The 11,692-nt window shown below is 49.7% G+C and carries 12 protein-coding genes; 3 read left to right on the top strand and 9 right to left on the bottom strand.

Features of this window, described 5'->3' with window-relative positions; all coding sequences use genetic code 11:
- Positions 1–9: 9 nt before the first annotated feature.
- From GNP95_RS13425 to GNP95_RS13405, 5 genes are read right to left on the bottom strand one after another with little or no spacing between them, the layout of a single operon-like run.
- The gene (locus GNP95_RS13425) at positions 10–474 is read right to left on the bottom strand and encodes a GAF domain-containing protein (protein ID WP_155611386.1); all 465 of its coding nucleotides are present in this window, start codon (positions 472–474) and stop codon (positions 10–12) included.
- Positions 475–525: 51 nt separating this feature from the next.
- A complete protein-coding gene (gene narI, locus GNP95_RS13420; RefSeq protein WP_155611385.1) occupies positions 526–1,218 on the bottom strand; it encodes a respiratory nitrate reductase subunit gamma in 693 nt (230 codons plus the stop codon).
- The gene (narJ, locus tag GNP95_RS13415; RefSeq protein ID WP_330163420.1) at positions 1,215–1,784 is read right to left on the bottom strand and encodes a nitrate reductase molybdenum cofactor assembly chaperone; all 570 of its coding nucleotides are present in this window, start codon (positions 1,782–1,784) and stop codon (positions 1,215–1,217) included. The genes narI and narJ overlap by 4 nt, the downstream gene beginning before the upstream one ends.
- Positions 1,777–3,309, bottom strand: coding sequence for a nitrate reductase subunit beta (gene narH / locus GNP95_RS13410; RefSeq protein ID WP_155611384.1), 1,533 nt, complete (start codon positions 3,307–3,309; stop codon positions 1,777–1,779). Before narH ends, narJ begins: the two co-directional genes overlap by 8 nt.
- Complete coding sequence (locus GNP95_RS13405; RefSeq protein WP_330163419.1) at positions 3,299–6,964, bottom strand: nitrate reductase subunit alpha; 3,666 nt, start codon at positions 6,962–6,964, stop codon at positions 3,299–3,301. The genes narH and GNP95_RS13405 overlap by 11 nt, the downstream gene beginning before the upstream one ends.
- Positions 6,965–7,225: 261 nt before the next feature.
- On the opposite strand from GNP95_RS13405, the gene modA reads away from it, so the two are divergent.
- Positions 7,226–8,005 (top strand): molybdate ABC transporter substrate-binding protein, encoded by a 780-nt coding sequence (modA, locus tag GNP95_RS13400; protein ID WP_155611382.1) that lies wholly within the window; start codon positions 7,226–7,228, stop codon positions 8,003–8,005.
- 2 nt (positions 8,006–8,007) lie between these two features.
- The gene (gene modB / locus GNP95_RS13395) at positions 8,008–8,679 is read left to right on the top strand and encodes a molybdate ABC transporter permease subunit (protein ID WP_155611381.1); all 672 of its coding nucleotides are present in this window, start codon (positions 8,008–8,010) and stop codon (positions 8,677–8,679) included.
- Positions 8,680–8,755: 76 nt separating this feature from the next.
- Here the strand turns inward: modB and GNP95_RS13390 are convergent, their stop codons facing one another.
- The 3 genes from GNP95_RS13390 to GNP95_RS13380 all read right to left on the bottom strand — a co-directional run bounded on the left by GNP95_RS13390 (position 8,756) and on the right by GNP95_RS13380 (position 10,703).
- Positions 8,756–9,094 (bottom strand): cupin domain-containing protein, encoded by a 339-nt coding sequence (locus GNP95_RS13390; RefSeq protein WP_155611380.1) that lies wholly within the window; start codon positions 9,092–9,094, stop codon positions 8,756–8,758.
- A 79-nt stretch (positions 9,095–9,173) separates the two neighbouring features.
- Positions 9,174–9,638: a V4R domain-containing protein gene (locus GNP95_RS13385; RefSeq protein WP_155611379.1), complete on the bottom strand. Its 465-nt coding sequence runs from the start codon at positions 9,636–9,638 to the stop codon at positions 9,174–9,176.
- A 522-nt stretch (positions 9,639–10,160) separates the two neighbouring features.
- The gene (locus GNP95_RS13380) at positions 10,161–10,703 is read right to left on the bottom strand and encodes a nitroreductase family protein (protein ID WP_330163446.1); all 543 of its coding nucleotides are present in this window, start codon (positions 10,701–10,703) and stop codon (positions 10,161–10,163) included.
- Between the two features lie 246 nt (positions 10,704–10,949).
- Between GNP95_RS13380 and GNP95_RS13375 the strand changes: the two genes are divergently transcribed.
- Positions 10,950–11,285, top strand: a complete 336-nt coding sequence (locus GNP95_RS13375; RefSeq protein ID WP_155611377.1) for an iron-sulfur cluster biosynthesis family protein — start codon at positions 10,950–10,952, stop codon at positions 11,283–11,285.
- 49 nt (positions 11,286–11,334) lie between these two features.
- On the opposite strand, the gene GNP95_RS13370 is transcribed toward GNP95_RS13375, so the two are convergent.
- Positions 11,335–11,685 carry a DUF488 domain-containing protein gene (locus GNP95_RS13370; protein ID WP_330163417.1) on the bottom strand — a complete coding sequence of 117 codons (351 nt, stop codon included), beginning with the start codon at positions 11,683–11,685 and terminating at the stop codon, positions 11,335–11,337.
- Between the last annotated feature and the right edge of the window lie 7 nt (positions 11,686–11,692).

The raw sequence follows: 11,692 nt of genomic DNA, 5'->3' as shown, positions 1-11,692 counted from the left end.
GCAAAGGACTCACTCCTCTATCAGCTCTCTGGTGAAATAGGGGCCGAATGACGGGTCTATATATTGCCTGAATTCATCGAGCAAGGCAGATGTTAAACGGTTTCCTTCACGAAAGCCTACCAACAACACGCCATCCACGCGGCTTTCCTTCCATAGAGGGACAGCGCATACGGTTTGAAGCTGCTCCGCGACGATAATCGGATAATTGAATAAATCGTTAGGATCGAGTTCTTCGGCTATATTTTGAATGATCATCGGCTTTCCCGTCTTGAACACCATACCAGCGATTCCCTTGCCCGAATGCAGTACAATCCGTTTGTAGCGTTCGTTCAAATTGCCTGATGCGTACTGCCAGGTCAGCACAAATTGATCGGCTGCAGACTGGACTAGCGCAATCGAGACAAAATCAAAAGCAAATCGTTCCCGAAGGGAATCAATCGCTTGCTGACAATCAAAATTAGGTTCATCCTTCATCCTGTTTACACCCCTGCTTATTGAAAAGAAAGAAGGCATCAAGCCTTCTCTCTACATTCCTTGTTTACGGTTCTTTCTGTATAGAATATAACTTCTCCCCACATAATTCAATGGAACGCTCCAGACGTGAACGAGCCTAGTAAATGGCCACATCCCCAAAATGAAGAAGGCGGCCAAAATGTGAATTTTAAACGAAAGCGGCACATCTGCCATTAAGCCAGCTTCAGGACGAAGGATGAACAAATTCCGGAACCACACGGATATTGTCGAGCGATAATCGAAGTCAGGCTGGACGGCATTCGTAACGATTGTACTGTACATGCCCATGATGACAATAAATAACAATACCAGATTTACGATAATGTCCGATGCGGAGCTTAGTCTTCTCACACTTTTAATCGTCAGGCGCCTGGCGGTCAGCAGCAGCATTCCTCCCAATGTGATGAATCCGAATAATCCCCCGATATATGTCGCGCCGAGGTGATACAGATGATCATTAATCCCGAGAGATTGTACCCACTCTTTAGGGATTCCCAAGCCGGCGATATGTCCGAAGGCAACGGGAATAATGCTAAGATGGAACATCAAGCTGCCGAGCCTCAGATGCTTCTTCTCGATAAATTCGCTGGACTTGGCTGTCCAGTGGAATTGATCATGGCGGTAACGGTAGATATGGCCCACAACGAATATTACGAGGCAAAGATACGGGAAAATCACCCACAGAAATTGATCCCATAAGCTCATTGCTCGTTTTGCACCTCCTGTCTGACGCAAGCCTTAAGCGTTTCCCGCAAGCCCTTGATCAGGTGATAATAGGGGTTCTCACTCTTTTCCAGCGATTTCAGCAAATGATAGGTGCCATCCTCAATAACGCCTGCCAACACGCTAAAATCCTTCTCGGCTTGCGCGTTAGCTTGCCAATTCGCAGCGTAAATAAATTCACACATCAGCGGCAAATAATCGGGCAGCTCATGATCCGGCATTTCCAGCCCGAACATCTGATACAGGATTTTCAGTTTGGCCAGCATCTGCCCGCGTTCCTTGGTATCTTCAAATTTAAAATAAGTCATATATAAGGTTGAATCCTTCTGAAAATCAAAGGTCTGTACGTACAGCTCTTCCATTTGCTCCATACTGAAGCCATGTATCAAATCCCAAAATCTCCTCACAGGCTCATAAGCCGGGTCATTGGGGGTTAGCAGCTCTTCGACGATGGACGGATGGTAATGCAGTTTCTCCGGGTACGTTAACTGCTGGGCGAAAAAACCGAATATATGCTTGTATTCATACAGCTTCTCGATATTAATCACGCCATATTCCCCCATAGAAATGATCTTCTTGTTTCGCACTGTTCGTTCCAGATGATCCGCTAATTCCGCAGCCCCCGCAATCCATCCCAAAGCCCGCAGAGCCCTGGGCGTGGTAAGTGTCCAAATACGTTTCTTTATGTGATGTCGGGATTACGAACCGGTCCTCATATTTGGCAATAGCTAACAAACGGTAGATTTGCTCGGTCTGGTGCGCGGTTAATCCCAGTCGATTCAGCCGTCCCTCGTCAAAGGCTTTGTCCGTCTGCGCGGATCTCATATATGAACGCATCATCGCCAGACGCTGCAGCGATTCTTTTACAGGCTCAGGATCGCCGGCGGTTAACATATTCGCTAAATACTGTATAGGCATTCTCATTTCTTCAATCGCCGGGAAAATCATATCCGGGTTCTGAATCGAATCCTTGCCTTCAAAGTAATTCATGATCGGGCTCAGCGGTGGAACGTACCATACCATCGGCAATGTCCGGTATTCCGGATGCAATGGGAAGGCCAGCTTATATTCGATCGCAAGCTTGTAAACCGGTGAGTTCTGCGCCGCCTCGATCCACTCCTCCGTTAAGCCGTCTGCACGGGCCTGCGCGATGACGGCGGGATCATTCGGATCAAGGAACAAGTCGCATTGAGCTTGATACAAATCTCTCTCGTCCGGCATAGAAGCCGCCTCCTGCACACGGTCGGCATCGTACAGCAATACGCCGAGGTAGCGGATACGTCCTGTACATGTCTCGGAGCATACCGTCGGAAGCCCGGCTTCGATCCGCGGGAAGCAGAAGGTGCACTTCTCCGCCTTATTTGTCTGCCAGTTGAAATACACTTTTTTGTACGGGCAGCCTGTCATGCAATAACGCCAGCCGCGGCAGGCCTCCTGATCGACAAGGACGATGCCGTCCTCATCGCGCTTGTACATCGCTCCCGAGGGGCAGGACGCCACGCAGCTCGGATTCAGGCAATGCTCGCAAAGACGCGGCAAATACATCATGAAGGCCTGCTCGAAAGTGAACTTAATCTCTTCTTCGATCTTCTCGATGTTCGGATCCCTCGGCCCTGTAACATGGGCGCCCGCCAGATCGTCTTCCCAGTTGGGGCCCCATTCCAGCTCCATGTGGTCGCCCGTAATGGCCGACTTCGGACGGGCCACCGGCTGGTGCTTCTTCTCGCCCGCAGTAGTGAGATGCTCATAGTTGTAGTTCCACGGCTCGTAATAATCCTTCATTTCAGGCATATCCGGGTTGTGAAAGATTTTGCCGAGGGCGATCTTGGACAGCTTGTTCCCGGATTTCAATTCAAGCTTGCCGTTCTTCAGCGTCCAGCCGCCCTTATATTGCTCCTGATCCTCCCAGCGCTTCGGATAGCCGATGCCCGGCTTCGTCTCCACGTTGTTGAACCACATGTATTCCGCGCCTGGACGGTTCGTCCAAGTGCTCTTACAGGTCACGCTGCAGGTATGGCACCCTATGCATTTATCCAAATTCATGACCATGGCGATTTGCGCTTTAATCTTCAAGCCAGTCAACCTCCTTCATCTTACGGACCGCAACATAGACATCCCGCTGGTTTCCGATCGGTCCGTAATAGTTGAAGCCATAGCTGAGTTGGGCGTAGCCGCCTACCATTTGCGTTGGCTTAACGTGAATTCGCGTCGGCGCATTGTGGCTTCCGCCGCGTTCTTTCGTAATCTCGGAGCCTGGAACGTTAATATGCTTATCCTGCGCGTGATACATGAACATCGTGCCTTTCGGCATGCGATGGCTAACGACAGCCCGCGCTGTAACAACGCCGTTGCGATTGTACACTTCAAGCCAATCATTATCTTGAATCTGATGGGCAGCCGCATCCTCGTCGTTGATCCAGACCGTCGGGCCGCCGCGGAACAAGGTCAGCATATGGAGATTATCCTGATACATGCTGTGAATATTCCATTTGCCATGCGGCGTTAAATAGCGCAGCACAAGCGAATCCGTGCCGCCGGTAATTTGCTTGTCCCGAGGGCCGAACACCATGGGCGGCAAGGTCGGCTTATAGACCGGCAATGCTTCGCCAAATTGCAGGAACAGCTCATGATCGATATAGAAATGCTGTCTGCCTGTAAGCGTGCGGAATGGAACAAGGCGCTCGATATTCGTGGTGAATGGGGAATAACGCCGCCCCATTTTATTGGATCCGCTGAATACCGGGGTAGGAATGACTTCGCGCGGCTGTACCGTAATGCTCTGGAACGTAATTCGCTCAGCTGCCCGGTCGGCGGAAATATCTTTAAGCGCGACGCCCGTATCCTGCTCCGCCGATTCCCATGCGCGCTGGGATACCCTGCCATTCGTCGCGGACGACAGATTCAGGATGGCGTCTGCGGCGTGGCGAGCGGTCTGGAGCTTTGGCAGCCCATTTTTGATCGAAGCGTCATGATAAGTGCCGTTGATGCGTTTCAATTCCTCATATTCCTCGGCAACAGAGAAGCTGACACCGTGCGCCCCCACCTTGCCCGTACTTAAATTCGGTCCAAGGGTAATATATTTGTCATAAATTTTCGTGTAGTCGCGTTCGACAATGGTCAGGTTCGGCATGGTCTTGCCGGGGATCGGTTCAATCTCCCCTTTATGCCAATCCTTGATGACTCCGTATGGCTGGGCAATTTCATTCACAGAGTCATGGACAAGCGGCGTAGTTACGACATCCTTATATACGCCGGGAAGTTGCTCCTTCGCCATGTCCGAGAAAACTTTGGCAATCGTCCGGTAAATATCCCAGTCCGAACGGGATTCCCATAACGGATCGACCGCCGGGTTGAACGGGTGCACGAACGGATGCATATCTGTAGAAGACAAATCTGTCTTCTCATACCAGGTCGCCGCAGGCAGCACAATATCGGCATACATCGGCGTCGATGTCATCCGGAAATCCAAGGCGACGAGCAAATCCAGCTTTCCTTCAACATCTTCACGCCAGGTGATCTCTTCAGGTTTCTCCTCCTCATTCGGCGTAGACAACAGCCCATCTGCGGCACCGAGCAAGTGCTTCATGAAATACTCCTGCCCCTTCGCCGAGCTGGATATCAGATTCGAACGCCACACAAATAAGGTGCGCGGGAAATTCTCCGGTGCATCCGGATCTTCAATAGCAAACTTGGTGTCTCCGGATATGATTTGATCCAAGGTGTGTTGAATAATGCTGCCGTGATCTGTTGTTCCAGCTTCTTCGGCAAAGGCGAGGCTGCTCTTGTTAAACTGCGGATAGGACGGCAGCCAGCCCAAACGAGCAGCAAGCACGTTGTAGTCCGCAGGATGCTGGTAACGAACCTCTCCCCCGGTAGGCGATTTCAATGAATTCGTACCCGTCTCCTCGTATTTCCATTGATCCGTTGCAAAATAGAAGAAAGATGTAGCATTCTGCTGGCGCGAAGCGCCCTGCCAGTCCTTGGCAAAGGCAACCGTGGACCAGCCTTCGATCGGACGGCATTTCTCCTGGCCTACATAATGCGCCCAACCGCCGCCGTTCACACCTTGTGATGCGGTCAGTATGACCAGATTCAGAATGGAACGGTAGATCGTATCACTGTTAAACCAGTGATTAATCCCGGCGCCCATAATAATCATAGAGCGTCCCCCTGTATCCAATGAATTCTGGGCGAATTCACGGGCAATTTGAATGACGATGGATGACTTGACCCCTGTGATCGCTTCCTGCCATGCGGGCGTATAGTGTGTGGATGCGTCATCATATCCGGTTGCCTCATGTTCACTGCCGCTGCGCCGCACGCCATATTGGCTCAGCATTAGGTCATATACGGTAACAACTAGACGTTCTGTGCCATCGGCCAGCTGGATTTTCCGGGCTGGGATCGAACGCTTGAACGTTCCATTTCCGGACTGATCAAAGAACGGGAACACCATCTCTTCCCACTGTGCGCCATGAGCCTCTACGGACAGCGCCGGCTTGACCCTCGTTCCGTCTTCGCGCTCCAGAATCAGGTTCCACTTCTTGTCCTTCTCCCACCGCTGCCCCATCGTTCCATTAGGAACCGTAATCTCATCTGTGGCTTCGTCGAGAATGACCGGCTTCCACTCCGCATGCTGCGATGCATCCCCTAAATCACTGGCCCGCAGGAAGCGCCCTGCTTTGTAGCTGCCTTCATGTGGATCCAGAAGAATAAGGAACGGCATGTCTGTATATTGTTTGGCATAATCAAGGAACATCGGCTCCTGACGTTCATGATAGAACTCGCTCAAAATAACATGGGTCATCGCTTGGGCAATCGCCGCGTCCGTCCCTGGATTCGGGGCCAGCCAGTTGTCTGCAAACTTGACGTTTTCGGCATAGTCCGGCGCCACGGACACCACTTTGGTGCCTTTATAGCGAACCTCAGTCATAAAATGAGCGTCTGGTGTACGCGTAAGCGGTACGTTAGAGCCCCACATAATCAGGTAACCTGAGTTGTACCAATCGCTAGATTCCGGTACATCCGTCTGCTCGCCCCATATTTGCGGAGAGGCGGGCGGAAGGTCGGCATACCAGTCATAGAAGCTAAGCATTTCGCCGCCCAATAAAGAGATGAATCGGGCTCCCGATGCGTAGCTGATCATCGACATCGCAGGAATCGGCGTAAAGCCGGCAATCCGATCCGGGCCATACTTGCGGATCGTGTAAATGAGCTGCGCCGAAATCAGTTGCGTTGCATCCTCCCAGGATACACGGACATGGCCCCCTTTACCCCGGGCCTGCTTGTAGGATCTTGCCTTTTCGGGATTTTCCACAATGCTTGCCCAAGCGGCTACCGGATCGGTCGTTTCCTTCAGGGCTTGCTTCCACATTCTCAAGAGCCGGCCCCGCATATATGGATACTTCACACGCAGCGGACTGTATTCATACCAGGAAAATGAAGCGCCGCGAGGGCAGCCGCGCGGTTCAAACTCCGGCATATCCGGGCCGCATGACGGATAATCGATTTGCTGGTTCTCCCAGGTAATGATTCCATTCTTCACGAATACCTTCCAGCTGCAGGAGCCGGTGCAATTAACGCCGTGCGTCGTGCGGACGACCTTGTCATGCGCCCAACGCCCGCGGTACATATTCTCCCAAGTGCGATCCTTCTCTTCAAGAATCGACCAATTCTCGGAGTAGCTTTCTATCGGTTTGAAAAATCTCAGTCCGAATTTACGTTTCACTGGATGAATCACTCCTTCTGCAGAATGACAAAGATAGGCGGGAACCAATAATTTGTCTATTCTTATACATTCATTATGAAAGGGAGCCATTCTCATTCCTATAAGGGGAAGTCCTGATATCGTTTCGGGGAAATCCCTCTTTCTCTCTGGAATCGGCTTTTCTGGGGCATAAAGGGTTTACTCCCCGGGCCGCAACCACTTATAATGAAACGCAAATCGTCTAACGATACTGGATCATTATTTGAAAGGGAGTTTGTACGTATGAGAAGCCTGCGAATCTTTCCCGCCTTCCTATTCATATCCCTCGTATTTACCGGCTGCAGCACCGTTTCCGATGAGCAGGTGGAATTAACCATTTCAGCGGCAGCAAGCCTTACCGACGCTATGAAACAAATCCAAGCCTCCTATGAAGCACAGCATCCTGCCGTTAAGCTCACGTTTAATTTCGGGGGCTCCGGCGCCTTGCAGAAACAAATCGAGCAAGGTGCGCCTGTCGATTTATTTCTCTCGGCAGCAGCTAACAATATGAATCTTCTTCTGGATCAAAACATCATTGATGCCAAGCAGCACATGAATCTGCTGACAAATAAGCTTGTCGTGGTCATACCTGATGACCAATTAGACGAGGTTCAGGGAATGGAAGACTTGAAGGACACCCGCATTAAAATGATCGCAGTAGGAATTCCAGAAAGCGTTCCTGCCGGAAGCTATGCTAGAGAAGCTCTAATATCCGCCGGGCTGTGGGACATCCTTCAGCCTAAAGTGGTTCAAGCCAAGGATGTTCGGCAGGTTCTGCAATATGTAGAGACCGGCAATGCCGATGCAGGTTTTGTCTACGAGTCTGACGCGCTGACCTCTGCAAAGGTAAAGATCGCCTTTCCCGTTGATCCTGCGATTTATACTCCTGTCGAGTATCCAGTTGGCGTCATCAAGTCCACTAAACATGGCAAGGAGGCGGCGGAGCTGTACAACTATCTTCACTCCCAAGAAGCGCTGGATGTTTTTGTTAGGTACGGCTTCACTCCGGCACAGTCCTTATAAGCATGCAAATACCATGGCATGAATTTTGGCAGCCGATCCGCCTATCCCTGCAAGTCGCCCTGCTGTCCAGCGTGCTGGTCACGATTCTCGGCACAGCCATAGCCCGCTGGATGGCCAGCCGGACATGGAAGGGCAAAATTGCACTGGAGACCATACTTATGCTTCCGCTGGTTCTGCCCCCGACGGTGATAGGTTTTTTGCTGCTCGTCCTCCTGGGCAGAAGGAGCGGGATCGGCCGTGCCGTTGAATGGCTATTCTCCTCACCGCTCATATTTTCTTGGTGGGCAGCGGTCATTGCCTCCATCGTCGTCTCGTTTCCGCTCGTTTACCAGACGATGAAATCTGCGTTCGCTTCGGTCGATCGAGAGCTGGAGGATGCGGGGCGATCCAGCGGAGCCAGCGAGTGGCAAGTATTCCGCTATATTACACTGCCGCTTAGCAAGCAATCTCTGATTACGGCCTATATTCTTGGGTTTGCCCGGGGATTAGGGGAATTTGGAGCCACCGTCATGTTCGCTGGCAATATTCCAGGCAAAACCCAGACGCTTCCCACAGCCATCTATGTCGCGGTCGATACGGGGAATACCGATTTAGCCTGGGCCTGGACCATTACGATCATTTTCATTTCATTCCTGATGCTGTTGTTCACTCGGCAAAAAAATAAAAAATGGTGAACAGAGGACAACCTCGTGTTCACCATTTTTTTGGAACCAGCTCTATTCATATCAGTTCAAGTAGGCTGGCACTGCCTTAAACATTCTTGGCGTAGTCTTCGTTCGGAGTCTTCGTCAACACAACATACAGGCTGGAATTTGACTCCCCGCTGCGATAAGAGAAATCCTTGTCCCCGGTAATATGAAGGACATCCCCTTTGGCAACCGCTGATGGCTGTCCATTGCACGTTACTTCACCAGCACCTTCAAGTACCAATATATACACGTTGGCCCCCGGGTGCTTATGTGTCGGCAGCTCCACTCCTGGAGCAAAGTTCAATACGAAAATAACGTTGTCCTCTTCCTTAAAAACAATACGCTTCGTAAATTTGTTGTCCACATATTCTAGATATTGAGCAAGATTTTTCTTCTCCATCGTGACTCTCCTCCTTATAATTATGAAGCTGCATTTAATGCTGCATTTGATGCTGTGTTAGGCGCTGCTTGTATCATTTCTAGAGGCGCACCTCATACTCGCAGCAATCGTCGCCATTGACATTGCACTTGATTTCCCTGACGGACACTCTTTTGTCCATCATTTTGCTAAGCGCACCCTCCATAATCGCTCCTTCCAAATCGCAAACCAGATTCCCTTCGATCTCAGGCAGTCCTACGCAAAAACAATCCTTCACCGCAATATGAAGTTTGTTCTCTTCTTCAAGAACAATTTGCGGATCTCCCACCTTCAGCTCTCGGAATAAATCAAGCAGCTCTTGCACGGACTGTACGGGCAGGCTTTCACCGATTTTCCGGCCAACCGTCAATGTCGTTCCCTTCCCTTTCATCGGTAGGCCTTGGTACATGCCGATGAGGCGAATAGCTCTGTAGAGCTCGATCGGCACCGCGTCTCCCAATGCTGTCCTTGAAATCTTCTTCATATCGTCATAAGAGAATTCCTGTAAAGTATTCACGCTCCCCATACAAGCACCTCGTTTCTTCATTTGAACTACAGCTTATTTTTATTGTAGAGGATTTATATGTTCAGCTTGTGATTTTCGTCACAAATTAAAAAAAGGATTAGAATCACCCTACTGCAGCCTGTGCCCTCTGTGTAGCCTGGATCGGATTTAGTTGCGTTTTGTGTACTTAATTATAGTGTAATGGAACAATTTATAGAGTTAGATGGATTTCATGTACTAAAAAACAATTCAATAACATCATCTGACTAAAAAACCTGGTATTAATGACACAAAATCCAGCTAATTGTACACTTTTCGCTAGATCGCATATTTTAAATACCAAAAATCCAGTTAATTTTGTTGGACATGAGGGCAGTTTAAGAAATCAACAAAAAAGCGTAAGCTTCCCATACATCACTCCCCATGGAAAGCTTACGCGACAATGTAGTCGACCTAGAAAAAAATGAGTAGCCCTGCGCATTAGCCGCCGTCATGCAGTAAAGCACCGCATGCTGGGAGCTGTACTCCTATGTGCGCCTACAATTACCGTACAATGAAGCCATTCAAATGGAACACCGCATCCTCAGCGTACATTTCTTTCGGCGGCGGATCGCTGGCCGGATAACCCAATCCCAGGATGGCTACTACACGATACTTCTCCGGGATACCCAGCAAGTTTCGCACATAGCTTTCCCGCTGGGCAGATTCTTGCTGATCCTCTGCATGATAGACCGCTCCCCAGGCAGCCCCAAGTCCAAGCGATGTCGCGGCCAGCCACAAGTATCCTCCAGCGATGGAGGCGTCCTGCAGCCAATACTTGCTCACTTCCTCGCGGCCGATAATAGCTACACCAGCAGCAGCCTGCTCCAGCCACCGCATATAAGGCGTTGTCTTGCTCAATTGCGCCAGCAGTGATTTATTCGTAATCAGAATAAATTCCCTTGAGGGCAAATTGTTTCCGGTAGGAGATTGATACAAGACCGTCTTGAGCTTGCTCAAATCCTCCTCGGAAATCGGAATATCCTTATACGCTGTAATCTCTCTCCGTTTCTCAATTGCTGACAATACGTCCATTACAATCACCATCCATTCCAAAAATTCGCCCCATAGGGGATAAATCCAATCTGCTTACTATTATAATTTAACATTGTAAAAAGTGGGGATTTGATGGAATAAAAAATAATATCTATAATCAAAACAAGGGAAAAGGGAATGGATTATGAGTTAAACTATAAAAAGGGATGTAAGCAGTACGTAAAATGTTCCTATGATCGCTGTTGTTCCCAGTAGAGTACATCTTATATATTTAAAATAAAGAAAGGAGCAGTAATAATGATTAAATTGGAAATATCGCCGTTGGCGGAACGCAGACTTCAGGAGAAATTAGGGGAGCAGCCCGGTGTGATCAAGCTATACTATGACACGGAAGGCTGCGGATGTGACGGCATAAATACACTGCTAATCCAAGACGAGAAAGGTCAGTTTGATCTTCCGATTGATGCCGGAGCCTTGTCCTTTGTCGTCGATCAACAGCACCAAATTTTCTATGAGGATACACTGTGGCTTGATGCAGAAGAGAGCTATCCTGCCTTCAAATTAAGGAGCAAATCGGCAACTTACAGCTCGAATGTCCAGCTTCGGGACATGCGGCGTTTGGCCGCACAATAACCAGTAATAGCCTACTTAGGATAGCCAGGGGCTGTGTGATCGCTGCACATTATTTGCGTTCCAGCACTTCCTGCAGCACAAGTGCATGGTTATGCTTCTGATCCTTAGCTGCATACAGTAAAGTGACCGTTTCGCTCTCCATCCAGGAACGCAATTGCTCGATATACACTTTAGCTTCTTGCGCAGCCAGCTCCTGCTCATAACGCTTGGAAAATTCGGCATACCGTTCAGGCTTGTGGGCAAACCATTTCCGCAGCCCGGTACTCGGGGCAACCTCCTTCATCCATAAGTCGAGCTTAGCTTCGGCTTTGCTGATGCCGCGAGGCCATATTCTGTCCACTAGTATGCGCTTGCCATCCTCGAAAGCGGGATCCTCATAGATTCTTTTGATTTTGAGCACGGTATAT

Source organism: Paenibacillus woosongensis (genome assembly GCF_009725165.1).
GTDB lineage: Bacteria > Bacillota > Bacilli > Paenibacillales > Paenibacillaceae > Fontibacillus > Fontibacillus woosongensis.
The sequence above is the reverse complement of the archived record's forward strand: the minus strand, read 5'-3'. Positions and strand labels throughout refer to the sequence as shown.